Origin of the sequence: Microbacterium oxydans (assembly GCF_026559675.1) — a bacterium.
Taxonomy (GTDB): Bacteria; Actinomycetota; Actinomycetes; order Actinomycetales; family Microbacteriaceae; genus Microbacterium; species Microbacterium oxydans_D.
This window is the reverse complement of sequence record NZ_CP092891.1, coordinates 3,614,164-3,640,528: the sequence shown is the minus strand read 5'-3', so window position 1 is coordinate 3,640,528 and position 26,365 is coordinate 3,614,164. Positions and strand designations below refer to the sequence as shown.

Annotated in this window: 25 protein-coding genes and 1 pseudogene; 10 read left to right on the top strand and 16 right to left on the bottom strand. The window is 70.6% G+C overall.

From position 1 onward, the window contains the following. Window positions 1-91: 91 nt before the first annotated feature. The 10 genes from MME74_RS17615 to MME74_RS17570 form a co-directional block, all read right to left on the bottom strand. The gene (locus MME74_RS17615) at window positions 92-1,057 is read right to left on the bottom strand and encodes a squalene cyclase (protein ID WP_267416413.1); all 966 of its coding nucleotides are present in this window, start codon (window positions 1,055-1,057) and stop codon (window positions 92-94) included. A 63-nt stretch (window positions 1,058-1,120) separates the two neighbouring features. Next, window positions 1,121-3,175: a hypothetical protein gene (locus tag MME74_RS17610; protein WP_267416412.1), complete on the bottom strand. Its 2,055-nt coding sequence runs from the start codon at window positions 3,173-3,175 to the stop codon at window positions 1,121-1,123. Window positions 3,176-3,179: 4 nt separating this feature from the next. Beyond that, complete coding sequence (locus MME74_RS17605; RefSeq protein ID WP_267416411.1) at window positions 3,180-4,181, bottom strand: glycoside hydrolase family 130 protein; 1,002 nt, start codon at window positions 4,179-4,181, stop codon at window positions 3,180-3,182. 15 nt (window positions 4,182-4,196) lie between these two features. After that, window positions 4,197-5,039, bottom strand: coding sequence for a carbohydrate ABC transporter permease (locus tag MME74_RS17600; RefSeq protein WP_267416409.1), 843 nt, complete (start codon window positions 5,037-5,039; stop codon window positions 4,197-4,199). Beyond that, window positions 5,036-5,932 carry a carbohydrate ABC transporter permease gene (locus MME74_RS17595; protein WP_267416408.1) on the bottom strand — a complete coding sequence of 299 codons (897 nt, stop codon included), beginning with the start codon at window positions 5,930-5,932 and terminating at the stop codon, window positions 5,036-5,038. The genes MME74_RS17600 and MME74_RS17595 overlap by 4 nt, the downstream gene beginning before the upstream one ends. Window positions 5,933-5,936: 4 nt before the next feature. After that, window positions 5,937-7,205: an extracellular solute-binding protein gene (locus tag MME74_RS17590; protein ID WP_267416407.1), complete on the bottom strand. Its 1,269-nt coding sequence runs from the start codon at window positions 7,203-7,205 to the stop codon at window positions 5,937-5,939. 52 nt (window positions 7,206-7,257) lie between these two features. Next, a complete protein-coding gene (locus MME74_RS17585) occupies window positions 7,258-8,247 on the bottom strand; it encodes a LacI family DNA-binding transcriptional regulator (protein ID WP_267416406.1) in 990 nt (329 codons plus the stop codon). A 138-nt stretch (window positions 8,248-8,385) separates the two neighbouring features. After that, window positions 8,386-9,306, bottom strand: coding sequence for a J domain-containing protein (locus MME74_RS17580; RefSeq protein WP_267416405.1), 921 nt, complete (start codon window positions 9,304-9,306; stop codon window positions 8,386-8,388). A gap of 71 nt (window positions 9,307-9,377) precedes the next feature. Further along, the gene (locus tag MME74_RS17575; protein WP_267416404.1) at window positions 9,378-10,031 is read right to left on the bottom strand and encodes an IMPACT family protein; all 654 of its coding nucleotides are present in this window, start codon (window positions 10,029-10,031) and stop codon (window positions 9,378-9,380) included. A gap of 30 nt (window positions 10,032-10,061) precedes the next feature. Continuing rightward, on the bottom strand, window positions 10,062-11,048 hold the full coding sequence (locus tag MME74_RS17570; RefSeq protein ID WP_267416403.1) for an aldo/keto reductase: 987 nt from the start codon (window positions 11,046-11,048) through the stop codon (window positions 10,062-10,064). A 175-nt stretch (window positions 11,049-11,223) separates the two neighbouring features. Here MME74_RS17570 and MME74_RS17565 point away from each other — a divergent pair, with 175 nt between their 5' ends. Further along, window positions 11,224-12,489: a sensor histidine kinase gene (locus tag MME74_RS17565; RefSeq protein WP_267416402.1), complete on the top strand. Its 1,266-nt coding sequence runs from the start codon at window positions 11,224-11,226 to the stop codon at window positions 12,487-12,489. Continuing rightward, a complete protein-coding gene (locus MME74_RS17560) occupies window positions 12,486-13,109 on the top strand; it encodes a response regulator (protein WP_267416401.1) in 624 nt (207 codons plus the stop codon). Before MME74_RS17565 ends, MME74_RS17560 begins: the two co-directional genes overlap by 4 nt. Window positions 13,110-13,133: 24 nt before the next feature. Here MME74_RS17560 and MME74_RS17555 read toward each other — a convergent pair whose 3' ends face one another. After that, window positions 13,134-13,742 (bottom strand): hypothetical protein, encoded by a 609-nt coding sequence (locus MME74_RS17555; RefSeq protein ID WP_267416400.1) that lies wholly within the window; start codon window positions 13,740-13,742, stop codon window positions 13,134-13,136. Between the two features lie 123 nt (window positions 13,743-13,865). On the opposite strand from MME74_RS17555, the gene MME74_RS17550 reads away from it, so the two are divergent. After that, window positions 13,866-14,327, top strand: coding sequence for a DUF2871 domain-containing protein (locus MME74_RS17550; protein ID WP_267416399.1), 462 nt, complete (start codon window positions 13,866-13,868; stop codon window positions 14,325-14,327). Between the two features lie 36 nt (window positions 14,328-14,363). On the opposite strand, the gene cycA is transcribed toward MME74_RS17550, so the two are convergent. After that, entirely contained in the window at window positions 14,364-15,839 is a 1,476-nt protein-coding gene (cycA, locus tag MME74_RS17545) for a D-serine/D-alanine/glycine transporter (protein ID WP_267416398.1), read from the bottom strand. Between the two features lie 207 nt (window positions 15,840-16,046). Here cycA and MME74_RS17540 point away from each other — a divergent pair, with 207 nt between their 5' ends. After that, complete coding sequence (locus MME74_RS17540) at window positions 16,047-17,519, top strand: MATE family efflux transporter (protein ID WP_267416397.1); 1,473 nt, start codon at window positions 16,047-16,049, stop codon at window positions 17,517-17,519. Between the two features lie 152 nt (window positions 17,520-17,671). Continuing rightward, window positions 17,672-18,073: a hypothetical protein gene (locus tag MME74_RS17535; RefSeq protein WP_267416396.1), complete on the top strand. Its 402-nt coding sequence runs from the start codon at window positions 17,672-17,674 to the stop codon at window positions 18,071-18,073. 18 nt (window positions 18,074-18,091) lie between these two features. Here the strand turns inward: MME74_RS17535 and MME74_RS17530 are convergent, their stop codons facing one another. After that, window positions 18,092-19,801: an AMP-binding protein gene (locus tag MME74_RS17530; RefSeq protein ID WP_267416395.1), complete on the bottom strand. Its 1,710-nt coding sequence runs from the start codon at window positions 19,799-19,801 to the stop codon at window positions 18,092-18,094. Between the two features lie 63 nt (window positions 19,802-19,864). Beyond that, window positions 19,865-20,308, bottom strand: coding sequence for a tautomerase family protein (locus MME74_RS17525; protein WP_267416394.1), 444 nt, complete (start codon window positions 20,306-20,308; stop codon window positions 19,865-19,867). Between the two features lie 98 nt (window positions 20,309-20,406). Between MME74_RS17525 and MME74_RS17520 the strand changes: the two genes are divergently transcribed. After that, a complete protein-coding gene (locus tag MME74_RS17520; protein ID WP_267416392.1) occupies window positions 20,407-20,964 on the top strand; it encodes a TetR/AcrR family transcriptional regulator in 558 nt (185 codons plus the stop codon). An 18-nt stretch (window positions 20,965-20,982) separates the two neighbouring features. On the opposite strand, the gene MME74_RS17515 is transcribed toward MME74_RS17520, so the two are convergent. Beyond that, on the bottom strand, window positions 20,983-21,450 hold the full coding sequence (locus MME74_RS17515) for an Lrp/AsnC family transcriptional regulator (RefSeq protein ID WP_267416391.1): 468 nt from the start codon (window positions 21,448-21,450) through the stop codon (window positions 20,983-20,985). 112 nt (window positions 21,451-21,562) lie between these two features. Here MME74_RS17515 and MME74_RS17510 point away from each other — a divergent pair. Further along, a pseudogene (locus MME74_RS17510) lies at window positions 21,563-22,726 on the top strand (trans-sulfuration enzyme family protein); the annotation flags it as partial. A 117-nt stretch (window positions 22,727-22,843) separates the two neighbouring features. Here the strand turns inward: MME74_RS17510 and MME74_RS17505 are convergent. Continuing rightward, window positions 22,844-23,317 carry an acyl-CoA thioesterase gene (locus MME74_RS17505; protein ID WP_267416390.1) on the bottom strand — a complete coding sequence of 158 codons (474 nt, stop codon included), beginning with the start codon at window positions 23,315-23,317 and terminating at the stop codon, window positions 22,844-22,846. Between the two features lie 213 nt (window positions 23,318-23,530). On the opposite strand from MME74_RS17505, the gene MME74_RS17500 reads away from it, so the two are divergent. From MME74_RS17500 to MME74_RS17490, 3 genes are all read left to right on the top strand, one after another. Next, the gene (locus MME74_RS17500) at window positions 23,531-24,964 is read left to right on the top strand and encodes a hypothetical protein (protein WP_267416389.1); all 1,434 of its coding nucleotides are present in this window, start codon (window positions 23,531-23,533) and stop codon (window positions 24,962-24,964) included. Window positions 24,965-25,153: 189 nt separating this feature from the next. Continuing rightward, entirely contained in the window at window positions 25,154-25,771 is a 618-nt protein-coding gene (locus tag MME74_RS17495) for a ClpP family protease (RefSeq protein WP_267416388.1), read from the top strand. After that, window positions 25,768-26,361 (top strand): ClpP family protease, encoded by a 594-nt coding sequence (locus tag MME74_RS17490; protein WP_267416387.1) that lies wholly within the window; start codon window positions 25,768-25,770, stop codon window positions 26,359-26,361. Before MME74_RS17495 ends, MME74_RS17490 begins: the two co-directional genes overlap by 4 nt. Window positions 26,362-26,365 lie beyond the last annotated feature (4 nt).

The following is a 26,365-nucleotide window of genomic DNA, read 5'->3' as shown; positions in this document are numbered from 1 at the left end:
TTCTGTCTCCATGCCTCGAGTGTACCCCGTCATTTGAATAACTCAAAAGAACAGCATGTCGGGATGCTGCTCCCGTCGAGGGGCTCTCGGTTCAGGCGCCGCCGGCCCAGTCGAGGACGCGCGTGCCGATCAGCGTGAGCCAGCGGGAGGGATGGCCCTCCCCGGCATCGACCGGGAACCAGGTGCGACCGGCGAGCGGAGCGCCCTGCGTCCACGAGCCGTCGGGCCGTCGCGCGGCACGCACCAGCTCGACGGCATCCGCGATCCGCTCGTCGGGGGCACGGCCCTCGACGAGCGACGCCTCGCGGAAGTGGTCCAGGGCCGTCATCGCGCTGTACCGATGGCGGTTCGGATACACGAAGCGCCCGACGAAGGGACCGACCTGCTCTCCGGTCGACTCGCGGTACAGCAGCCGTCGCCGCAGCAGGTACTCCTCGCCCGAGTGCCGTGCCTCCCGCAACGACGTGTCGCCGGTGAGTCGCTCGTAGGCGAGCATCCCGCGCAGGGCGTTGAGCGTGGAGTGGAAGGACGACCGCACCGAGTCGCCCTCCTCCGCCTCGCAGTTCCATCCGCCGTCCTCCAGCCGGTGGGCGGGGAACCAGCGGGCGAGCGCGGAGACGTCGGCACCCAGCCAGGCGCCGTTCGCCAGCGTGTAGGCGTTGATGCACACGTCGACCTCGCCGCCCCAGTAGGGCAGGTCGTCGTACTCCCATCGACTGTTCTGCGCCAGGCGCTCCGCGGTGTCGCCGAGCACCGCGGCGTCCACGCCCCATTCGCGCAGATCGTTCAGCGACCAGGTCGTGGCCGTCCACGGCTGCCCCGGCTCCTCCGCCTCCGCACTGCCGAAGAACCCTGCCGGGAAGAAGGCGCCTCCGGCCCACTGACCGTCATCGTCCTGCCGGGCGAGGAGCGCGGCGCCGAAGCCCTCGGAGGCGACCCGTGCCCGCGTCGCCTGCCACACCTCCTCGGGCTCCCGCAGCAGATCGCGCTCGACCTGCCAGCGCAGCGCGGGATCCCCGTCGAGCAGCCAGTCCATCGTCTCCGTCGCGATCGCCATGCGGGCACGCTACTCCGTCGGCGCGGCATCGGATACCCCGACGGCGATCGAGTTCGGCGGGCCTCAGCCGCGGGTGATCGTGAAGCCCGTTCCGCGCACGCGAACCCGACCGCCCTGGGTCGCCCGGCCGTCCGGAGAGCCGTCCGCCTCGTAAGCTCGCCCCTCGCCGGGTGCGAGCGGAGCGACCCGCTGGTCCTTCCGTGCGCCGTTCGCATAGAGCACGGCGGCTCCCGAGGTCGTCGCGTACACGGCGCTCACGACCCGCGGCTGGATCACCAGCGCATCCAGGCGCACGTCGCCGCGACTCGTGCAGCGCACCGTCACCGCGGTCTCCGGCAGATCGCCGCCGAGGAGCTGCGGCACGAGCATCCCGTCGGCCTCGGTGAGCCCGCGGTCGCCGGCCCCGCCCGCGGGCGTGCGCGTGCGCCACACCCGGCGACGCCCGCGGCGCACCTCCCACTCCGCCTCGCCGGCAGCGGCAGCCTGCCGCCACACGAGCCCGTGCAGGATGCCACCCGCCTCCGTCACGTCGAACTCGACCCACTCGCCGCGAGGGATGCGCACATACGCCCCGCCCGAGAGGTTGCCCTCGCCCGTCCAGGCGCCGCCCTCGGGACGCTCCACGACGCAGCCGGGAGAGAGCCGTGCCGTCTCGGCGTCGATCACCCGCAGGCCCGAGTGCGCCCGCAGCCCCGTGATCGACGTCGCGAGCTCCGCCACGTCCCGATTCGCGTCGAGCAGCTGCATCGTGAGCAGGCCGTGGATCGTCGACTCGGCGCCGGAGTTGCGGTTCACCCGTCCGTCGGTCTCGACCCCGTCGAACGTCACACCCGTCGCGGGGTCGTACACCGGCACCCCCGCCGTGTTCGCGCCGAAGAACCAGCCGGCGGCGAGGCCGGCGACCGCGCGGAGTCCGACCCCGCCCACGGCCGCGGCCTGCAGCGCCCCGGCCACGCGACCGTGCGCGCCGTAGGCGATCTGCGCCTCGGCTGGAAGCGGCGCCCACGCGTTGTGCGGCCCGCCCGCGGCGAGCACCTGCGGCGTGAAGCGTCCGGCATCCGCGAGTGCGGCGGAGGACCAGTCCCGGCGCCGGAGCAGGGCCCCGGCGCGGGCGAGAGCCTCCGGTGCGGCGGCACCCCACGCGTGCCAGAACCCGAGCGAACCCGTCCACGGCAGCACCGCCCCGAACGGCCAGCCCCGCGCCGGGTCGGTGGCCATCGCGGCCACACCCTCCCCGTACGTCAGCAGGGCCTTGCGGCTGCGGGAGTCGCCCGCCTCGGTGGCCGCGGCGAGGCCGAGCATGGCCTCTGCCGTGGCATCCGCACCGCCCGCGATGAGCCAGGCGGGGAGCCGCCGCCCGTCGCTGCGCACCCACTGCCCGGCGCGCGAGAGCGATTCCCGCCCGAGCGCATCCAGGCACAGGTGCAGCCGGTCGAGGAGGAACGCCGCGAACGCCGGGTCCGCCCGACGGAAGGCCGCATGGCCCTCGCCGAACGCCCAGACCGACCGGGCGAGCCAGTACGACTCGGCCGAGTCCGAGGGGTCGGGCAGCTCGACCGGGATCGCGCTGGGGGTCAGGGTGCCGTCCTCCTGCTGCCACAGCACCACGCGCCCGGCGTTCGGGCCGGAGGTCGTCTGCAGGAAGGCCAGCGAGCGGAGCACATCCCGCGCCTCGTCGCGGCTCCGGGTATCGCCCGTCGCCCTCCAGTCGCGGAGGAACACGATCGCCGCGCGGGCGATGTCGTCGGCGTTGTAGGCGCCCTGCGACCAGTAGCCGGTGACGGCATCGCGGGTGCCCCCGCCGACCGGACGATATCCGCCCGCACCGTCGGTGTCGGCGTAGGTCCAGGGCGCGCGCACGGTCGGCTGCGAGTCGATGCCGAACGTCGTGTGCGCCGCGCTCGCCGCGACCGGCACCTCGGCGAGGAGGAAACGCAGATGGGCGAGGTTCGTCAGCCGACCGCGCCGATCGGCCTCGAGCGGGTGCGACCCGGTCCCGGTGGCGACACCGGCGCCGGTGGTCGGGGTCGTCGCACCGACGGCCGCATCCACCGGGACGAGCGCCAGGGCGGAGGCGGCTGCCGCGAAGGTCAGGAACGTGCGCCGAGAGGCGTCCATGGCGTCACTCCCCGGCATCCACGCGGGAATCGGCGCCGTCGCGCAGCGCGCGACCCCACGGCTCGGCGGGATCGTGGATCGCCACGGCCAGCGTCGTGTCGGACTGCCCGTAGTACGCGAACCACTTCTCCTGGAACTTCACGAGTCCCTCCACGAAGGTCACGTTCGAGACCAGCCCGTGCATGTCCTCGAAGGTCTGCGGGCGCAGCCACGGCTCCTGCAGGCGGGCGATGACCGTCGTCGGCTCATCCGGATCGATGGCGATCTGCCCGCAGCGGTAGTCGACGTCGACCGAGCCGTCCTCGTGCACGATGCGGGTCGCACCGTTCGTGAGGAAGAGCAGCAGTCCGTTGTCGGTCACCACGGGCGAGGTGCCGATCTCGACGAGGGCCTCGTCCCAGGTGCCGGGCGTCGGCGAGTACATCGGCTCGGTGTCGGGGGTGCCCGGTGTCCAGTGGATGAGGTCATCGCTGGTCGCCCAGTAGATCGCGCCCTCACCGAAGTACATCCACCACTTCCCGTGCATCCGCTGCGGCACGATGACGCCGGCCTTCGACCAGTTGAATCCACGGGGGTCCATTGTCTTGAAGGTGTCGAAGTCGTCGAACAGCGGCCCGTGCTTGGTCCACGTGCGCAGGTCGGTCGAGGTCGCCAGGCAGAGCTGCGCGCTGCGCCGGTCCCAGCCCGTGTAGGTGAGGTAGTAGGTGCCCTCGATCAGCGCGATGCGCGGGTCCTCGCAGCCGTACCGCTCGTAGTCCTCCGACGGCGAGAGGATCGGCGCATCCTCGCGGGTGAAGGTGACGCCGTCCCGGGAGCGGGCGATGCCGATGTGGGAGATGATGTCGTCGGCGTGTGCGCGGTAGAGCAGCACGACCTCGTCGCCGTCGACGAGCGCGGCCGGGTTGTAAAGGTTGGCCGACTCCCAGCTGTCGCCGCGCGGGCGCAGGATGGGATTGCCGTCGTACGGCGTGAACGGTCCGAGGGGGAAGGAGGCTCCGGTGAACATGGGGTCCCTTTCTGGTCAGCCTTTGACGGCTGCACCGAGGTCGGTGGCGCGGAAGAACCGCTGGAAGACGACGAACAGGATCACGACGGGGAACGCGAGCGCCGTGGCGCCGGCGAGGATCGCACCGTTCGGGTTGGCCGTGGACTGCGCCACGTTGGAGATGTAGTTCGCGAGGGACACCGCCAGCGGCTGCAGGCTCGCATCCTTCGTGATGAGGAAGGGCCAGAGGAACTCGTTCCAGGGGCCGATGAACGTGACGAGGACGACCGTCACCAGGACGGGACGGATCAGCGGGATCGCGACCGAGGTCAGCAGACGGATCTCGCCGGCGCCGTCGATGCGCGCCGCCTCGAAGATCTCCACCGGCAGCGCCTTGAAGAACTGCACGAAGATGAACACCGCCGTGGTGTTGATGAGGAACGGCAGGATCATGCCCAGGTACGAGTCGCCGAGGCCGTAGCTGCGGGTGATCTGCACGTAGAGCGGGATCATCAGCAGCTGGAACGGCACCATCTGCACGAGCAGCATCAGCACCCAGATCACGCCGCGGCCCCGGAAGTCGAGGCGTGCGATCGCGTAGCCGGCGAGCAGGCCGAACACGACGGTGCCGAGGAGCACCCCCGCGGTGAAGATCAGCGAGTTCAGCAGTGAGCCGACCAGATCGATGCGCGAGTCGATCGCGATGAAGTTGTCGACGGTCCAGCCGCTCGTCGGGAACAGCTCGCTGGGGGAGTTCGTCGGATTCTCCTGGAACGCCCCCACGATCATGAAGTAGAACGGGAAGGCGAAGCCGATGGCCGCGATCGTGAGCAGGATGATGCTCAGGACGCGGGGCAGTGAACGCTTCTTTCGCATCATCGCTCCCTGGTCGCGCGGTTGGCCGCCAGCGACAGCATCCCGACGAGGATCACGAGGATCATGCCGATGGCCGCTGCGGTGTCGGGGTTCTGCTGCTGGATGCCCAGCTGGTAGATGAGGAGCACCGGTGTGGTCGATGCGCCGTCGGGCCCGCCGCCGTTGGTGAGCAGGTAGGGCTCGGTGAAGAGGTTGGCTCCGGTGATGATCGACAGGATCAGCACGAGGGTGGTGGCGCTGCGCACGCCGGGGACGGTGACGTGACGGAAGCGCGAGAGCACCCCGGCCCCGTCGGTCTCCGCCGATTCGTACAGCTCCTTCGGCACGTTCTGCAGCGCCGCCAGGTACAGCAGGATGTAGAACCCGAGCTGCTTCCAGGTCACGTAGAACGCGATCATCGGCATCGCGAGCCCGCTGTTCACGAGCCAGGACGGATCGGGGGCGAGCGGGCCGAGGATGGTGTTGATCAGCCCGTTGCCCGAGAACAGCAGCATCCACACGCCGACGAGCGAGACGCTCGCCGTGAGGTACGGCACGTAGAAGGCGACGCGATACGCCGCCACCCAGCGGATGCCGGTGTTGAGCGCCGCCGCCAGCACGAGCGAGAGCACCGCCGTCAGGGGCACGTTGATGACCAGGAAGATCAGGGTGTTGCGGAACGAGCCGAGCACCCGCGGGTCGGTGAGGACCGTGGCGAAGTTGTCGAAGCCCACGAAGGGGCGGTCGACCTCGGTGCCGGGAGCGGTGAAGAAGTAGGCGTGGAAGGCGATGTACACCGCGAACGCGAGCGGATACGCGAAGATCGCGATCACGAACACGAAGTACGGCAGCGCGAACAGTCCGCCGATCGGTTGCGCACCCAGCCATCGGGTGCGCAACCGCTTCTGGTCGGTCACGGTGTCACTCGGCGACGAGCTTGTCGATCTTCGTCGCCGCGTTCCCGAGGAAGTCGTCGATCGACTCCTTGTCGAAGATCACGGCGGAGGAGTACTCGTCGCGGAACGCCTGCCAGGCCTCCACCGAGTTCGGGATGCTGGGCACGTCGGCCGTCTTCTCGGCCTGCTCGGCGAACGCCACGTAGTTCGGGTTGGCCGCGAAGTAGTCGGCGTAGGTGTCGGTGAGCCCGGTGCGCATCGGCATCTGCCCGGTGGCCTCCAGGAGCTGCCCGTCGCTGTCCTCGCTGGTGGAGAACTTCAGGAACTCCCACGCCGTGCCCTGGTTCTTGCAGGCCGTGAACATCGACACGCTCTTGGAGTCGGCGAAGGTCGTCGGGTTCTCGCGGCCGTCGCTGGTCGGCACCGGCATGAAGCCCACGTCGACCGTGTCGGCGTAGGACGGGATCGCCCAGGGGCCGGCGAGCTGCATCGCGGTGGTGCCGGCGGACATCGCGTCGTCGGTCGACGCCTCGTTCGGCGAGAGCTTCTCGTCGTAGAAGGTCTTCCAGAACTCGGAGACGGTGCGTCCGGCATCCGAGTCGAACGTGGCCTCGCCGTCCTCGACGAGCATCGTGCCGTCGGTCTCGGCCAGGTAGAGCGGGTAGAAGTCGAACCACGGCTGATAGAACTCGCTGGTCGGCGCCGGCCAGATGGCACTCTGCACTCCGGAGGCGACGATCTTGCGCGACCCCTCGAGGAACGCGTCGTACGTGTTCATCTGCGGGTCCTCGGGATCGATGCCCGCGGCCTGGAAGAGCGCCTTGTTGTACATGACCATGACGGGGTTCGACTTCCACGGGAGCTGGTAGAAGCTGCCGTCGCTCTGATAGGAGTCGATCTCGCCGCCGCGCTTCGTGATGTAGTCGCTGCCACCGTCGATCTTGCTGAGGTCGACGAGTCCTCCCTGCTTGACCCAGCCGGAGACCGCGGCGGGCGCCACGTTGTAGACGAGGCAGGGGGCGGTGCCGGCGGTGATGGCGGCGGTGATCGCCTCCTCTGAAGAGGAGCCGGCGGGGATCTCCTGCGCCTTGACCTTCTCGTCGGGGTGATCGGCGTTCCAGGCCTCGACGACGGCCTTGCCCCAGGCCACCTCCTGCTCGTTGTTGGAGAGCCAGATCGTGATCGGGCCGGTGCCTTCGGCGGCGCCCTCTCCTCCGCCTCCGCCGCCGGACGAGCATCCGGTGGCGACGAGTGCGAAGGCGCCGATCAGGGCGAGTGCGGGGAGCTTCTTCATGGTGTCCTCCTTGACACGGCGGGTGATGACCCGGTGGGGATGGCGATGCCGACTAGCTGGTGCTGTCGCGGAAGTGCACGACGTTGCAGTCGACGATCTCGGTGCGCGGCTGCGCTCCGAGGATGTCTGCCCGCAGGAGGCGGGCGGCGGCGCGGCCTCGGGCCGCGGGGTCGGATGAGACGCTGGTGAGCGCCGGGGACAGGTGGGCGGAGAGGTGGTCGTCGTCGAACCCGGAGATCGCGAGGTCCTGCGGGATCGCGAGGCCCTGGGAGCGCGCGTAGGAGAGACCGGCGATCGCCATGGTGTCGTTCGAGTAGAGGATCGCGGTCGGCCGCTCCGGGAGGGCGAGGAGCTCGGCGGTGCGCGTGCGCCCGCTGGCAGCGGTGAAGTCGCCCTCGCGGAGCAGCTCGTCGCCGCCGATCGCCTCGACATACGCCGCCGCGCGCGCCTTGGAGTGGACGTAGGCGAGAGGTCCGGAGACATGGGCGATGCGCTCGTGCCCGGCGGCGCGGAGGTGCGCGATGATCTCACGGACCGGGGCGGCGTCGTCGGTGCGGACGCAGGAGAATCCCGTCGGCTGGTCGTAGGTGCCGACCAGGACGGTGGGCAGGCCGAGGTCGTCGAGGAACGGGACGCGCCAGTCGTCGGTGCGCAGGTCGAGCAGGAGAGCTCCGTCGGCTCGGCCGTGGGTGAGGGTGCGGTAGGCGCGCTCCTCGGCGTCTCGGCCGGAGACGACCTGGAGCAGGAGTGCCGTCTCGGTCTCGGCGAGCACCGATTCGACGCCGGCGATGAAGGCGGGGAAGAACGAGTCGTTCGCGATGACCTCGGGGTCACGCGCCAGCACGACGGCGACCGCGTTGGCGCGCCGGGTGGCGAGGGCCCGCGCGCTCTGGCTCGGTGCCCAGTTCAGCTTCTCGGCCGCGGCGAGGACCTTCGCCTTCGTCTCCTCGGAGATCGGGCGGTTGCCGCTGAGGGCGTGCGAGACCGTGGCCTTCGTGACGCCTGCTTCGCGAGCGACATCGGCGATCGTCGTGCGGCTCATGCCACCTCCTCGGGGGACCGGGCGGCACGACATGCGCGGCGTGAACCGGTTTGATGAGTATGAACACGAGTGTAAACCGGTTTGATTCACGGTGTCAACGGTGAGGCCGCCTGCGGTCGGGCAGGGGGAAGCGGGGGCTCAGACGAAGCGGACGGTCTGCTGCAGACGGGTGCGCACGTCGAACAGTTCGTTGCCGCCGATCGCCCGCGCCTGAGGCACGCCCTGGCGGAGCACCATCGCGAGGGCGCTGCGGCGCACCACGACCACCGGCACGCCCCGGCTCGTCCCGAGCGGTGTGACGGCCTGGGACAGGTCGTCGTCGGGCAGCACGATGATCGCGCCGCCGAATCGCACGCGGGCGGCCTTCGCGACCGCGCGCATCCGACCGAGGGCGGCGGTCACCGGCGCCCGGGTTCCCAGGCTCGGGCCGGTGATCTCGCCGCGGCGGAAGCCGACCACCCCGCCGAAGTCCTCCGACATCACGCCGTACAGGCCGGACGGGCCCAGGATCACGTGATCGAGCTTGTCGTCGGGGTCGGCCCCCACGGCGACGTCGTGCCACACCGTGAAGCCCATGCCGAGGTCGGACACCGTGCGCGCAGTGGCCTCCTCGGCCAGGGCATCGGCGAGGAGCCGCCGCAGATCGCGAGGTGCCGACCGCACGAGCGCGGGGTCGTAGGGGTCGGGGACCTCGACGCCCCGGCCCGCCCATTCGCGGATGAGCGTGAGGTAGCGCTCGCGGCGCCAGCCACCGGGGTGCCCGTAGGAGCGGGCGCGCGGACGCGTGTCGGTGCGCGTCGCGGGCGGTCGCCATCCACTCCACTCGTCGCCGGCGTCGTGACTCACACCGGTGCGGCGATCGTAGGCGGCGCGGCCCTCGACGGTGCCGATCAGCTCCCACGCCCGCTGCACCTGGATGAAGATCGCGGCGTCGCCGCCGGTGTCCGGATGGGTCTGGCGCAGGCGCAGACGGTAGGCGCGGCGCAGCTCGACGTCATCGACGGACGGGTCGACTCCGAGGATCTCGTAGGCCGAGGCCGAGAGCGGGCTGTCGAACATCGCTCTCCTTCCGCGATCGCGGCATCCAGGATATCGGGCGGTCGTTGTGCGTTCGCCGATCCTCCGAGGGCTCAGGCGGGGACGTCGACGATGCGCTCGACGCCGAGCACGGGGACGACCGCGCCACCGGATGCCGCGGCGAGGTCGGCCGTGAGCCGGGGGATCTCGGCCTCCGGCGTCCACAGCTCGAGCGTGGCCGCGGCCGCGTACGTCGGCTCGCCGAGTGTCGCACCGTGATGCCCCGCCCAGTCGCGGAGCAGGTTGTCGTAGCGGCCGGCCTCGGCGTGCGGCACCTCGAGCGTCACCTGCCGGAGGGCGGCGCGGTGCACGAGCGCGGCCCGGTCGAGCGCCTCCGACACCGCGGAGGAGTACGCGCGCACGAGTCCGCCCGCTCCGAGCTTCACCCCGCCGAAGTAGCGCGTCACCACCGCGACCACGTCGGTCAGCTCCCGGCGTCGCAGCACCTCGAGCATCGGGATCCCCGCGGTGCCGGACGGCTCCCCGTCATCCGACGAGCGGGCCTGGTCGCCGAGCAGCCCGGTCACCATCGCGGTGCAGTTGTGGTTGGCGTCCCACGCCCGCTTGCGGATGCCGGCGATGACCGCCTCGGCCTCCTCGACCGAGGAGACGGGCTGGATGCGGGTGAGGAACCGCGACTTCCGGATGACCGTCTCGTGGTCCACCGCGGCCGCGATGGTCGCGGGGTAGCTGCGGGCGGAGGTCACCCGCCTCACGATACCGAGGCCGCGGGCGGCTCAACGGTCGACGAACGCCATCTGCTGCGGGTTGTAGCGGTCGCCCGCCACGCCGATCCGCGTCGCGAGGGCGGAGAGATCGGCGACTTCGTCCGCCGACAGTGCGACCGCCGTGCTTCCCGCGTTCTCGGCGATGCGGGTCGTGCGCCTCGTCCCGGGGATCGGCACGATCCACGGCTGCTGCGCGAGGAGCCAGGCCAGGGCGATCTGTCCCGGCGTGGCATCCTTCGCCGCGGCGAGCTCGGCCACGTGCGCCACGAGCGCCCGGTTCGCCGCCCGGTTCTCGGCCGTGAAGCGCGGGATCGTGGCACGGATGTCGCCGGCAGCGAAGTCGGCCGTCGTGTCGACGGTCCCGGTGAGGAAGCCCTTGCCGAGCGGGCTGAACGGGACGAACCCGATGCCGAGCTCGGCGAGCACCGGCAGGACCTCAGCCTCGGGCTCGCGGGTCCACAGCGAGTACTCGCTCTGCAGGGCGGTGACCGGGTGCACGGCATGCGCGCGGCGGATGGTGTCGGCCGACGCCTCCGAGAGCCCGAAGTGGCGCACCTTCCCCTCGGCGATCAGTTCGCCGACGGTGCCGGCGACGTCTTCGATCGGCACGTCGGGGTCGACGCGGTGCTGGTAGAAGAGGTCGATCACGTCGGTGCGCAGGCTCCGCAGCGAGGCCTCGGCCACTCGGCGGATCTGCGCGGGACGGCTGTTCAGCCCGACGCTCTTCCCGTCCTGGATGTCCCACCCGAACTTCGTCGCGATCACGACGCGGTCGCGGATCGGCTCGAGTGCCTCGCCGACGAGCTCCTCGTTCACGTACGGTCCGTACACCTCGGCGGTGTCGAAGAAGTCCACGCCGTGGTCGACCGCCGAGCGCAGCACCGCGATCATGTCGTCGCGGCTGCCGGGGTTGGGCCCGTAGCTCTGCGACATGCCCATGCAGCCGAGTCCGACCGCCGAGACCCGGAGGCCCTGTCCGAGAGTGCGTGTGTGCATGAGCTGTCCTTTCGTCGTGGCCGCGGACGGATCCGCGGCCGTGGTTCCGACGCTACGCGCGGGCGTCGCATCGGGGGAGGGTCTGTCGGAACCCCGCTGGCCGGAACCCCTCATCCTCCGGCGGATCGACCGAACGATGGAGGCGCCGCAGCCGGGTCGGGGGAAGAATGTGACCATGCCGCCCACCGAGTCGTCGCCGCCGTCGCCCGCCCGCACCTGGGCGAGCCTGGTCGGATCGATCCGGATCGGCCAGGCCGTCATCACGGTCGTGCTGCTCGTGGTCGGCGCCTGGCGTGCCGCAGTGGACGGGGTCCCGCTGCCGTGGGTGCTCGCCCTCTCCCTCGTCTTCCTGGGCTGGTACGGCGGCGGGCTGCTGCTCAGCGAACGCACCTCCGACCGTCGGCTGGCGACCTGGTGGCTGCTCGGATTGACGCTCATCTGGCTCGGCGCGGTCGTGGTCTCGCCCGAGTTCGTCTGGCTCGCGTTCCCGCTGTGGCTGCTCGCCGGCTTCGTGATGCGCCTGCGGTGGGCGCTGCTGCTGAGCGTGGCGATCCTCGCCGTCGTGGTGACCGCCCCGCTGCTGCACACCGGCACGACGAGCTACGCGAACGTGATCGGCCCGCTCGTCGGGGGCGTGTTCGCTCTCGGGATCTCCCGTGGGTACCTCGAACTCGTGCGTGACGGGCGGGAGCGGCGACGACTGATCGCGTCGCTCGTCGCGACGCAGGAGGAGATGGCGGCGCTCCAGGACGAGCTCGCCCGCACCCAGCGTGAGTCCGGGGCGAGTGCCGAGCGCACCCGGGTGTCACGCGACATCCACGACACCGTCGCGCAGAGCGTGTCGTCGATCGGGATGCTGGCGCGCTCGGCCCTGGAGGCGGATGACCCGGCGCAGAGCACGCGCGCCCTCGGGCAGATCGACGCGCTCGCCGCCGAGGGGATGGCGGATGCGCGGCGCATCGTGAACGCGCTGATGCCGGCCGAACTGGAGTCCAGCGCTCTCGGTGACGCCCTCGCCCGGATGCTGGAGCGCCTCGCCGAGGAGACCGGGCTCGAGGCGACGCTGCACGCCGACGATGATCTGCCGTCGCTCGGCCTCGACGCCGAGGTCGCCCTGCTGCGGACGGCGCAGTCGGCCCTCGCCAACGTCCGCTCCCATGCATCGGCCTCCCGCGTCGTGGTCACCCTCGCCGATGCCGGCGACGCCGTGCGGCTCGACATCGTCGATGACGGGATCGGGTTCGACGCGCGGCACTGGGACGACCAGAGCGGGGTCGGCAGTCGCGGTGGTGGCTACGGTCTGCGCTCGATGCGGGCGCGGCTGCGGGAGCTCGGCGGAGGACTCGACGTGGAGAGCGCCCCGGGAGACGGCACCGCGCTCTCGGCGCACGTCCCGCTCGGGCGGACCGCCCCGGCGCGACGGGCGGGAGGGGAGGCATGACCCCGGTGCGCGTGCTGCTCGTCGACGATCACCCCATCGTCCGCGCCGGCGTGCGCTCGCTGTTCGACCGCCGCGATGACGTCGAGGTGGTCGGGGAGGCGGCGTCGGGGGAGGAGGCCGTGGCGCTCGCCCGGCACCTGCACCCCGACGTGGTGCTCTGCGACCTGCGGCTCGGCGAGGGCATGGACGGGGTGCAGACGACCGCGGCGCTGCGCGCGCAGCAGCCGGCCCCTGCGGTGCTGATCCTCACGACGTTCGACCGCGACGCCGAGATCCTCGGAGCGATCGAGGCGGGAGCGGCCGGCTACCTGCTCAAAGACGTCGCCCCCGACGAGATCGTGCGCGCGATCCGGCAGGCGGCCTCGGGCGGACTCGTCCTCACCCCCGAGCTCAGCGAGCGGGTCGTGCAGGTGATGCGCGCGCCGCGGGTGCGTCTCACCGACCGCGAGCTCGACGTGCTGCGACTGCTCGACACGGGCGCGTCGAACCGCGAGATCGCGAAGACCCTGTTCGTGACCGAGGCCACCGTGAAGACGCACCTGGTGCACGTGTTCGAGAAGCTCGGCGCCGACAGTCGGGCCCGCGCCATCGCGATCGCCCGCGACACCGGACTCCTCTGAGCCCTCACCCGCGAGTCGTCGCGTTCAGCTCCAGAACCGCTGCACGCGGGTGGCGAGCTCGCGCATCGCGGTGCCGTCGAGCACGATCCTCCGCTCCTCGACGCCGAGCGCCGGCCACTGCAGCACGAACTCGATCGGCCCCTCCGGAGGGAGCGGCCAGAGCCACAGGCGGTCGCTCGACGTGAAGCGGCGGTCATCTCCGCCCGCGCCGTTGCTGTTGCGCGACAGGGAGTGCACCTCGGAATCGGACGGCAGGTCACCGTGACCGAAGTACGGGAATCCCTCGTCGAGGACTTTCTCGCCGTCGCCGAGGACGAGGCCGAAACGGAGTCGTCCGCCCGGATCGGGCAGGCCGCCCATCCCACCGTGTCCGACGAAGTCCGTGCACAGCTCGCTCCACTCCCGCGGAGGCATGTCGTTCCGCCGGAGGCGTCCCTCCAGGTGGAACTCCACGCCGTCGCTGTAGACGGCGATCCCGAACAGGCCCAACGCGAGATGGTCGGTGACCGCCAGGGTCTCGGAGACGGGGAGCAGCACGGGCAGCTCGTCATCCGCAGCCTGCCAGCGCGGTTGACGCACCGACATGCTCACGTCGGGCTCGGGGGTCTCCGGGTCAGGCGGGAAGAAGTCCATGCTGCCAGGTCATCACATGCCCCATCGGAGGCACAAGAGGCGACCGCCTCGGCTTCTCAACCGTTCGATGGATCCCCGGATCGGCGGCTCCGCCGAGGCTGGAATCAGACCGAAAGGAACCCGATGCGCCGCCTGTTCTACGCCGCGTTCGCCTACATGATCGTCGGCGTCGCCTCCGGACTCTTCTACCGGGAGTTCACCAAGATCAATGACTTCCCCGAGGGGGAGTCGACCCAGCTCGGCCTCGTGCACACGCACCTGCTGGTGCTGGGCTTCGTCGTCCTGCTGATCGTCCTGCTCCTGGAGAAGGTCTTCGCGCTCTCCGAGAGCCGCCTGTTCGGCTGGTTCTTCTGGATCTACAACGCCGGTCTCGTGCTGACCTCGGCGATGCTGGTGTGGCACGGCTCCCTCACCGTGCTCGGCGAGGAGTCGTCGAGCATGATCGCCGGCATCGCGGGCCTCGGCCACATCCTGCTCAGCGCCGGCATGGTGCTGCTGTTCCTCGCCCTCCGCACGCGCCTGGCGGCCTCGACGGCGGACGTTTCGTCCCGCCACTCTGCTCCCCGCTCGACGACCGGTCGTTGAGCGAGCGCAGCGAGACGAAACGCCCCGACCGCGGCCTCAGTCCGAGTCCGCCTCCACCGAGTCGTCGCGCAGGTGGGCGATGTGCGCCTCGTGCCGTGCCAGGTGGTTCGGCGACCGCCGCACGAACAGCCACGCCACGATCAGTACCGCGAACCAGATCGGCGTGACCAGCAGCGCGGTCAGGGTGTCGGGCTGGGTCGTGAGCGCCCACAGGATGAACACGAAGAACGCGAGCACCACGTAGACCATGAACACGCCTCCCGGCATCCGGAACGTGGAGGCCGCGACCTTGTCCTTGCGGGTGCGTCGGTAGACGAGGTAGCTGCACAGGAAGATCGTCCACACGAACATGAAGCACAGGGCCGAGACCGTGGTCACCATGTCGAAGGCGGTGCCGATGTCCTTGCCGGCGTAGAGCAGCACGACGCCGGACAGCAGCAGGATGCATGACAGGAACAGGGCGTTCTGCGGCACCCGGCGGCGGGAGAGGCGGGCGAAGATCCGCGGGGCGTCGCCGTCCTGCGCGAGGCCGAACACCATGCGCGAGGTCGAGTAGATGCCGGAGTTCGCGCTCGACATCGCCGAGGTCAGCACGACGAGGTTCACCACGGTCGCGGCGATGCCGAGTCCGGCCAGGGCGAACATCGCGATGAAGGGGCTCTCGCCGGCGACGTACTCGGTCCACGGGGTGACCGCCATCAGCACGATGAGCGCGCCCACGTAGAACAGCAGCACGCGGATCGGGATCGCATTGATGGCCTTGGGCAGGTTGCGCTTCGGGTCCTTGGTCTCGGCCGCGGCCGTGCCGACGAGCTCGATCCCGACGAACGCGAACACCGCGATCTGGAAGCCGGCCACGAAGCCCATGAACCCGTGCGGGAACATGCCGCCGTGGTCCCACAGGTTCGAGAAGCTCGCGGTGCCCGCATCGTGCTGGAACCCGGTGAAGATCATCACGAGACCGGTGATGATGAGCGCCACGATCGCGACGATCTTGATCAGCGCGAACCAGAACTCCATCTCGCCGAACGCGGCGACGGTGGGGAGGTTCAGGGCGAGCAGGATGACGATCACGAGCACGCCCGGGATCCACAGGGGGACACCGGGGATGAGCGCATCCGTGTATCCCGCGATGGCGATCACATCCGCGACACCGGTGACCACCCAGCAGAACCAGTAGGTCCAGCCGGTGAAGAACCCCGCCCACGGCCCGAGCAGGTCGCTCGCGAAGTCGCTGAACGACTTGTACTTGAGGTTCGACAGCAGCAGCTCGCCCATCGCCCGCATGACGAAGAACAGCATGAACCCGATGATCATGTACACGAAGATCACGGACGGCCCGGCGACCGAGATCGTCTTGCCGCTTCCCATGAACAGGCCGGTGCCGATCGCGCCGCCGATCGCGAGCAGCTGGATGTGGCGGTTGCTCAGCGCTCGCCGCAGATGCTGCTCGTCCCCGGGTGCCCCCGCATCCGGTGCCTGTTCGTGTCCCCCTGCATACTGCTTCGTCACTCTCTCGCTCCTCCGGTCGTCATCGACTCCGCCGCCGGCCCGCGAGGCGGGCGGCATGCTGATGCAGAGTAGTTCACGATGCCGCCGACCTCCGAAACCGACCCGGTATGGCCTCGGAGAGAGAACGGGGGGATGTGCTCCGCCGAATCGATTCGATAGGCTTGTGCGGCCCCGATCCGTTTCCCCAGTTCTGCGAGCCGCTCCCTCATGGCCACCTCCCTCACCACGGGCCGTCCGTGGCGCGTCATCCTTGCCTTCTCGATCCCTCTCCTCCTCGGCAACGTGGTGCAACAGCTGTACCAGTTCGCGGACGCGATCGTCGTCGGCCGGCACCTCGGCGTCACCTCCCTCGCGGCCGTCGGCGCGACCGGAAGCCTGCTGTTCCTGCTGCTCGGGTTCGCCTGGGGTCTGACCAGCGGATTCGCGATCCCGATCGCCCAGGCGTTCGGGGCGAGGGATGACGCGGCGGTGCGCCGCTCGGTCGCCACCGGCGTGTTCCTGAGCGCCATCACGAGTGTGATCCTGACCGTCGCCGCCCCGCTCCTCGCCGGCCCGATCCTGGCGCTGCTGCAGACGCCGGCGGAGCTGATGCCCGAGGCAACGATCTTCACGCAGATCAGCTTCCTCGGTGCGAGCGCGACGATGTTCTTCAACTACCTCTCCGCGATCATCCGCGCGATCGGCGACTCCAAGACGCCGCTGGTGTTCCTCACCGTCTCCTGCGCGCTGAACGTCGGCCTCGTCGTGCTGATGGTCGGCCCGCTCGAATGGGGCGTGGGCGGTGCCGCGCTCGCCACGGTCGTCGCACAGGCGGTCTCGGTGGCGCTGTGCCTCGAGTTCGTGCGCCGCCGCCTGCCGATGCTGCACCTGCGTCGCGCCGACTGGCGCATCACGCGCGACGACATCGCCGAGCACCTGCGCCTCGGACTCCCGATGGGGTTCCAGGCCTCGATCATCGCGATCGGCACGCTCACGGTGCAGGTCGCGTTGAACACGATCGGCGCCGACGCGGTCGCCGCTTACACGACGGCCTCGCGTGTGGACAGCCTCGCGGTCGCCCTCCTCTCCTCCCTCGGGCTCGCGGTGTCGATGTACGCGGCGCAGAACCACGGCGGCCGTCGTCCCGACCGCATCCGCCGCGGTGTGGTCGAGGCGACGTGGATGTCGGTCGGCGCCGGCGTCGTGCTCGGCGCCCTGCTGATCGCGTTCGGCGCCCCGATGGTGCGCCTGTTCATCGGCGAGGGGGCGGACGGCGTGGTCGACAGTGCCCATCGGATGCTCATCATCAACGGCTGCGGCTACTGGGCGCTCGGCATGCTGTTCGTGCTGCGCGGTGCCCTGCAGGGACTCGGTCACACGCTCGTGCCGACCGTGACCGGGGTGATCGAACTCGTCATGCGAGTCGGTGCGGCCATCGTGCTCGGCGCGTGGATCGGCTTCGACGGTGTCGCGCTGAGCAACCCGCTCGCCTGGATCGGCGCGATCGTGCTCCTCGTGCCCGCGTACGTCCGCGCCCACCGGGCGCTCGGACGCCTGCCCATCGATCCGGCGGAGGCGACGGAGACCTCGGCCATCGCGATCGTCGGACCGACCGACGGCTCGATGGTCGTCGACGCCGTCGTCACCCAGCCGGTGCGCGTCGTGCGCACCCGCCGGCTGCGGTGGCTGAACCGTCGCTGACACCCTCCGCCGGCGCCTTCTCGGCCCGGCCGGATATCCGTCTGCAGGATGATGCGGATCGGACTTGAGACGGATGGCCTTTCCGGGACACACTTCTAGTGTCGAGGTAGCGGAGTTTCCGCTGACGGGGGGTCGTCATGACGACAATGAGAATGGCCAGCGATCTGGCTGCGATTCTGGTGCCGATCGGTTACGTGGGCGCGGCGCTCGCCGCGCTCTGCGCGATCGTCGCCGGGGTGGCGATCGTCCGCGCGAAGGCGGGGCTCACCGGAGGGGCGGTCGGTCTCTGGATCGTGTGCGCGCTGATGAGCTTCACCGCCTCGTTCGCGAGTCAGTGGATGCCGTTGATCGTGTCCGGTGCCGCGCTCGTCGCGATGCTGGTGATCGGCGGCGTCGTGCGCGGGATCGTGAACGCGTCCGGCTTCGGGCGACCGGACCGCGAGGTCGACGAGGCGCTGCCGAAGGCGGTGCCCGCCTCGAAGGCCGAGCCCGTCGCCAAGCCGACGCTCGCGACCAAGGCCGCGGTGACGTCGTCGATCCCGGTCGTCTCCTGAGCGTCGTCTCCTGAGCGCTCAGCGGTAGTCGCGGTCGCGGTGCTGTCCGGCGTCGTCGCCGGACTCCACCCGTGCGGCCTCGCGCGCGCGGAGCTCGACGCGCCGGATCTTCCCGGAGATCGTCTTGGGCAGCTCCGGCACGAACTCGATGATGCGCACCCACAGGTGCGACGACAGCCGCTCGTGTGCGTACGCGAAGATCGCTCGGGCGGCGTCGGCCTCCGCGGCGGTGGCGTCGGGCGTCAGGCAGACGTAGGCCTTCGGCACGGCCAGACGCGTCGGGTCGGGGCTGGGGATCACGGCGGCCTCGATCACGAGGTCGTGCTCGAGCAGCACCGACTCGAGCTCGAACGGCGAGATCTTGTAGTCGGAGGCCTTGAACACGTCGTCGGAGCGTCCGACATAGGTGAGGTAGCCGTCGTCGTCGCGCACGGCGATGTCGCCCGTGTGGTGGTAGCCGCCGGTCCGTGACTCCGCGGTCTTCTCGGGGTCGTCGTAGTACCCGGCCATGAGTCCGAGCGGCGGCTGGGCCAGGTCGAGCGCGATCTCTCCCTCGCCCTCCACGACCTCTCCGCTGACCGGATCGAGCAGCACCACGGGGTAGCCGGGCAGCGGACGCCCCATCGACCCGACCTTGACGGTCTGACCGGGGGAGTTGCCGATGCACGCGGTCATCTCCGTCTGGCCGAAGCCGTCGCGGATGGTCCCTCCCCAGGCGTCGCGCACGCGGTCGATCACCTCCGGGTTTAGGGGCTCGCCCGCGCCGACCAGCTCGCGCGGCGGGTGCGTGAGGCGGGCCAGATCGGCCTGGATCAGCATCCGCCACACCGTCGGCGGGGCGCAGAAGGTCGAGACGTGGTGCGTGTCCATGACCTGCATGAGAGTGTTCGCGTCGAAGCGGGCGTAGTTGTAGACGAACACCGTGGCCTCGGCGAGGAACGGCGAGTAGAAGCTCGACCACGCGTGCTTCGCCCAGCCGGGGGAGGAGATGTTGAGGTGCACGTCGTCGGGCCGCACCCCGAGCCACCACATGGTCGACAGGTGCCCGATCGGGTACGACACGTGCGTGTGCTGCACGAGCTTCGGCCGGTTCGTGGTGCCCGAGGTGAAATACAGCAGCGCGGTGTCGGAGGCGGGCGTCGGGCCGTCGGGATCGAAGGTGGCCGGGGCCGCGGTCGAGTCCGCGAACCGCACCCAGTCGGTCGGGGCGTCGTCACCCACGCCGATGCGGAGGATGCCGGCGTCGACGCCGTCGAGGCGGTCGGCGAGGCTGCCGAGGGTGATGACCGCGCTGGCTCGTCCGTGGTCGATGCGGTACGCGAGGTCGGACGCGGAGAGCAGGGTCGAGGTGGGAATCGACACGGCGCCGATCTTGGTGATCGCCAGCATCACCTCCCACAGCTCGATCGTGTTGTTCAGCATCACGATCACGTGGTCGCCGCGACGGACGCCGAGGCCGGTGAGCCAGGCGGCGACCTGGTCGGAGCGCGTCGAGAGCTCGCCGTAGGTCCAGGTGCGCAGGCTCAGGTCGGCCTCGACGATCTGGACCGCCGGTCGGTCGGGCGTCTCCGCGGCGACGACGTCGAACCACTCGAGCGCGAAGTTGAACTCGTCGACCTCGGGCCAGGCGAAGCCCGCGCGGGCGGCGGCGTAGTCGGTCGCGTTCGCGAAGAGGAAGTCCCGCATCTCGCGGATGGTGTGGGTGGCGGCGGTGGCGATGCGGCTCATGGTGCTCCTGTGCTCCCTTGCTGACGTGCGTTCCATCCTCGCGCACGTCACCGCCGCGGGTGCTCAAGACGCGGGTGTTCCTCCCTGCAGGGTGGCGATCTCGGAGCGGGCGGCGGTGACGATCTCGTCGTTGGTGTGGGCGTGGCCCCAGAGCCCCCATCCGCCGGGAGTCGCTTCGCCGAGGGTGACCCAGGTGCGCAGGGCGAGTTCCTCGTCACCCGCAGCCCGTGCGACGAGATCGGTCAATCGGCGCACGACGGCGATCTGCTTCTCGCGGTCGAGTGCGCCGGCATTCGTGAGCACCTGCACCCGGACATGGTGCGAGGAGCCGTCGACGTCGGAGAGGTTCCCCGGGGGCAGTTCGTGGACGAAGGCGGCGGTGTTGGAACGGAACATCGGGATGTCGGGCACCTGCTCGACCTCCTTCACGATCGTGGCCGCTTCCCGGGCGAGGGCGGGCGCATCGGCGAACGTGCCTGCGGTGGCGTAGATGTCGATCATGGGCATGGTGAGCCCCTTCCGGTATGTGTAAATCGGGCGTCACTATGACGACCGTCATAGAACTGTAGGATATGACTGTCGTCATAGTCAATGCGGAGGGTGAGATGGTCACGGAGACGCGCGAGAAGATGGTGCGCACGGCGGCGCTGCTGCTGGCCAAGCGCGGGCTGCAGGGCGCGTCGTTCTCCGAGGTGCTCGCCGCCTCCGGTGCACCGCGCGGATCCATCTACCATCACTTCCCCGAGGGCAAGGATCAGCTGGTGGCTGAGGCGCTCGCCCTCGCTCAGGCGCGGGCGATGGATGAGCTGGAGCGCCATCGGGGGGAGAGCGCCCCCGACGTGGCACGTGCGTTCGTGCAGCTCTGGCGCGATGTGCTGTCGGCCTCCGACTTCTCCGCCGGCTGTGCGGTCGTCGCGGTGACCGTCGCCGCCGACGCGGAGCCGCTCGTGGAGAAGGCCGCCGCCGTGTTCCGCGAGTGGCAGGGGATACTGACGGATCTCCTCGCGACGGGTGGCGTCCCGTCGGCGAGAGCAGCGTCGCTCGCGTCCCTGCTGATCGCCGCGAGCGAGGGTGCCGTGATCGTGGCGCGCGCCGAAGGGGCCATCGACCGCTTCGATGCCGTGGCCGAAGAGCTCGTCGAGGTGGTGGCCGCCGCCCGGTGAGGTGAGCGGGACCGAGTGCTAGCGGGCGAGGACTCCCGGTCCGTCGCGCAGCTCGAACACCAGCTGGGTCTCGGTGCCACGCACGACCGGATGGACCGTGATGTGCTCGAGCACGATGTCGCGGAGCGCCGTCGCGTCCTGCACCGCCACGTGCACGAGGAAGTCGTCGACGCCGGCGACGTGGAACACCTGCAGCACCCGCGGGATGGCGGCCAGAGCGTCGAAGAGCGCCGTCACCTTGTCGCCGGTGTGGTTCGCGAGGCGCACCTTGATGATCGCCTGCAGCGGGAAGCCGAGCGCCGCCCCGTCGATGCGGATGCGGGTGTCGCGGATCACGCCGCGCTCACGCAATGCCCGCACCCGGTGGGCACAGGTCGACTCGGCGAGTCCGAGTCGATGCGCCAGCGCCTTGTTGGTCGTCTCGGCATCGCGGCTGAGGATCGCGAGCAGGTCGAGATCGATCTCGTCGAGTTGTGCTTTCGCCAACGTCAGGCCTCCTTGCCCGTCAGGTTCTGCACAGAATAGCGTTCTCCCTCGGAATCATGGCGGATCCTGTCGACTTCCTGCGGATTCCTCGTGATTCCGGCAACGTGGAAGCATGACTGCACCGCTGCATCCTGACACCGTCGCCGTCCACAGCGGGCGCTCCGATCTCGAGGGTCTCGGGGTCCACGCGCTGCCGATCGACCTGTCCACGACGAACCCGCTCCCCGATATCGAGCGCGGAGGCGACTCGTACGAGGCGATGGCGACGGGCGGCCGCCCACCGGCCGACGGCAGCATGGTCTACGCCCGGCTGTGGAACCCCACGGTCGCCCGCTTCGAGGAGGCGCTCGCCGAGCTCGAGCACGCGGAGGCCGCGGTCGCGTTTGCCTCCGGCATGGCCGCGATGACGGCCGTGATCCTCGCGCACACCGGTGCGACCGGGGCCCGTCACGTCGTCGCGGTGCGTCCGCTCTACGGCGGCACCGATCACCTGCTCGGCTCCGGGCTGCTCGGCGTCGAGACCACGTACTGCCACCCCGACGAGGTGGCGGCATCCGTGCGGCCCGACACCGGACTCGTCGTCGTGGAGACCCCGGCGAACCCCACGCTCGACATCGCCGACATCGCCGACGTGGTGCGCCAAGCCGGGGCGGTGCCGGTCGTCGTCGACAACACGTTCGCGACCCCGGTGCTGCAGGACCCGATCGACCTGGGCGCCGCGATGTCGCTGCACAGCGCCACCAAGTACCTCGGCGGCCACGGTGATGTGATCGCCGGAGTCGTCGCCTGCAGCGAAGAGACCGCGGAGGCGCTGCGCCGCGTGCGGGCGGTGACCGGGGGGCTGCTTCATCCGCTCGGGGCGTACCTGCTGCACCGCGGACTCACGACCCTGCCGGTGCGGGTGCGGCACCAGCAGGAGAGCGCGCGACGGGTGGTGCAGTGGCTGATCGACCGCCCCGAGGTCGCCGAGGTCTTCTATCCGGGGCTCGACGGGGATCCGCGCGGCATCCTCGAACGGCAGATGCGCGGGACGGGGGCGATGATCGCGATGCGGATGCGGGGCGGATTCGCCGCGGCATCCGCGATCACCTCGGCGACGCGCCTGTTCACGCACGCGGTCTCGCTCGGCGGCGTCGACTCGCTGATCCAGCATCCGGCCGCGCTCACGCACCGCCCGGTCCCGCCGGAGGCGCGCCCCGCCGCCGATGTGCTGCGTCTGTCGATCGGGCTCGAGGACGTGGACGATCTGATCGCCGACCTCGCCCAGGCGTTCGCGGGGGTCACGGCCCTCGACGTCGAGCCGCCCCTCTCCGACCGGGTCACCCCCTCCCGCGCGACACACCGGGGGCGGTTCGCGCCTGAGGAGGTGGCTCGGCGGTTCGGCGGACGTGCGTCAGATCGAGGGCAGCCGGATCGTGCCGGTGGCGATGCGCTCGGTGGGCATGCGATCGCGGTCGTAGGTGATCTCGCGGTAGCCGTGCGGCGTGGGGACGCCGTCCTCGTCGAGGCTCACGAAGACGATCTTGTCGATCGTCAGGATGCGCTTGCGCGTGATCATGTTGCGGGCCACGGCGCGCATGGTGAGCGAGGTCGTGCCGAAATGCGTGGCCTGCAGGCCGATCTCGATCAGGTCGCCCTGCACGGCCGAGGCCTCGAAGTTGATCTCGGAGATGTGCTTGGTCACCGCGCGGTAGTTGCCCAGCTGCACGATCGCGTAGATCGCCGCCTCCTCGTCGATCCACTTCAGCAGGCTCCCGCCGAACAGTGATCCGTTCGCGTTGAGATCCTCCGGCCGCACCCACTTGCGCGTCCGGAAGTTGAGCCCGTCCTCCGACCACTGCCAGGCCGGCGTCTTCTGCTTCACCATGAGCACGAGGGTAGGCGGACCGTGAGTCCGCGATGTTACGGCCGGTTTTCGGGGAGGGCACAGGCGCGCGGGCGCGGCTTTGTGCACTCACCACAAGAAACTGAGTCCCAGGTGGCATGAGACTTGGTTTCGAACGGCAAATCCGAGGGTCGCGATCGACCGCACCCATACAGTCGCCGGTGGCAACGACGCCACTGACCTCGGGAGTTCTCGATGACGAGTACGAAGCCCCACGCTCACACCCACGGAACCGGCATGCGCATCGCGGTGATCGTGCTCAGCCTGTTGCTGGCCGCGATGGTGATCCTGTTCTTCGCGACGACCAGCAGGATCGCCGCCGGCGCCTCCGAACTCGCGGTCGGCACCACGTCCGCGAAGGACGGTTCTGCCGATCTCGCCGCCGGTGCCGCTGATCTGTCCTCCGGTGCCGATCGGCTCGCCGACGGCAGCGACGAGCTCTCTGCCGGCGCGGCCACCGCGGAAACGGGTTCGCAGAAGCTGAGCGACGGCGCCACGAAGGCGGCCGCCGGCGCGACGGACCTCGCCGAAGGGGCCGGCACCCTGGCCGCCGGTGCGGCCAGCGCCGTGGACGGGGCGGGCCGGGTCAGCGGCGGTGCGCAGTCCGCCCTCGACGGAGCGCAGGAGCTCGCGGCGAAGCTGGCGAAGGCGGATGCCGGGGCGCAGACCCTGGCCGACGGCACCGCCCGGCTCGCGGCCGGTGTCGACGGGGCGCACCGGTATTCGAACGGCGTCCTCGACGGCGCGACCACGCTCTCCGAGGCCCTGCACGCGAAGGTGGACGCGAAGGTGCAGCAGCTCGCGCACCCCGACTCGAAGGCGGCGCTCGAGGGCCTCGCGGCCACGGCCCCCGGACACTCGCAGCAGCTCGCCGACGCCCTCGCCGGGATGCTCGCCGCCGACCCGCAGAACCCGAGGCTGCAGGGTCTCGCGGCGCTCGCCGCGGGGGTCGACAAGGAGGTCGACGCCCTGGCCGCGCCGGCGGCCGCCGCTCCCGCCCTCGCCCAGGGACTCGTCGCCGCCGCCGATGGATCGGCCCGCGTCACCGCCGGGGTCGGCGCCATCGTCAACGGCGACCCGGCGAAGAAGTGGCCGGGCACCGTGGCGCTCGTCTCCCCGCAGGGGGCTCCTGCGCTCGTCGCCGGGTCGATCGCCCTGCAGTCGGGCACCTCGCAGCTCACGGCCGGTGCGACCAAGCTCGCCTCCGGTCTGCAGACGCTGTCCACCGGAGCGTCCTCCCTGTACGCCGGCACGGCAAAGCTCGATGCGGGGGCCAGCCGGCTGAACGACGGCGCGAGCACGCTCGCCACCGGGGTGGGCACGCTGCAGTCCGGTGCCGAGGACCTCAACGCCGGAATCGGAAAGCTCTCCGACGGTGCGGACACCCTGGCGGCAGGCTCGGGCGACCTCGCTGCGGGTGGCGACAAGCTCGAAGCCGGCGCCGCCGACCTCGCGACGGGCAACGGCCTCATCGCCGACGGCTCGGGCACGCTCGCGACCGCGACCGCCGGCGCCGCACCGTCGATGCTGCCCTGGATCCTCGGCATCGCGCTGGCAGGGCTGATCGCGATCGGCTTCTGGGTCGGTCACCGCATCACGCACCGCCGGTCCCTGGCGCTCGCCGCCTGACCCCACCCCATCCCCGTCCCACCTCGAAGCGGATGCCGCCCCACCGGCATCCGCTTCGGCACGGCGTGGTCGGACAGCGTGGTCGGACAGTGTCGTCGGACAGCACCGCTCAGAGCAGCACCGCTCAGAGCAGAGCCGCTCAGGGCAGAATCCACCCCGGCGTCGGACCCGGCGGCGGATGCTGGGGACATGAGCGAAGACAACCCCTCCATCCCGCAGTTCGGCCCCGAGGCCCGGCGCGCGCTGTTCCACGAGCGGGTGCTCGTGCTCGACGGCGCTCTCGACGACGACAACGGCACGCTGCTGATGACGCAGCTGCTCGCGCTCTCGGCCGAGGATCCGACCGCCGACATCGCCCTCTGGATCCACTCGCCGGGCGGCTCGGTGCCGTCGATGCTCGCGATCCGCGACATCATGCGGCTCATCCCCAACGACGTCGCGACCCTGGCGCTCGGGCTCGCCTGCAGTGCGGGGCAGTTCCTGCTCTCGGCCGGCACCCCGGGCAAGCGGCGGGCGCTGCCGCACGCGCGGATCCTCATGCATCAGGGGTCCGCGGGCATCGGCGGTTCTGCGGGCGAGCTCGAGACGCAGGCCGACGACCTGCGGCACATGCGCGACACCGTGCTCGGACTCATCTCCGACGACACCGGTCAGCCCATCGCGCGCATCTTCGAGGACTCGCTGCACGACCGGTGGTACACCGCGGGAGAGGCCCAGGAGTACGGGTTCATCGACGGGATCGTGGCCTCGATCGCCGAGGTGATGCCGCGACGACGCGCGCGCGTCGGGCTGGGGGCGGACGCATGAGCGGCTACACGATCCCGAACGTCATCGCGCAGCATCCCCGAGGCGAGCGCATCATGGACGTCTACTCGCACCTGCTCGCGGAGCGGGTCATCTACCTCGGCACCGGCATCGACGCGGGCGTCGCGAACGCTCTCATCGCGCAGCTGCTGCACCTCGACGCGGACAGCCCCGAGTCGGGCGTCCAGTTCTACATCAACAGCGAGGGCGGCGATCCGGGCGCGGCGCTCGCGATCTACGACACGATGCAGCACATCCGTCCGCGCATCGCGACGACGTGCGTCGGCCAGGCCATCGGCCCCGCGGCCCTGCTCGTCGCCGCCGGTGCTCCCGGGGAGCGGGCCGCGCTCGCGCACGCCCGCATCGTGCTGCATCAGCCGGCCGGCCAGTCGCGCGGTGCGATCCCGGACCTGATCCTCGCGGCCGACGAGGTGGTGCGGGTGCGCTCCGACATGGAGGAGATCCTCGCCCGGCACAGCGGCCGGACGGTCGCCGAGCTCCGCGCCGACACCGACCGCGACCGGGTGTTCACCGCCACGGCCGCCCTCGGCTACGGGCTGATCGACACCGTGCTGGGGCCGCGGGCCGCGTGACGAT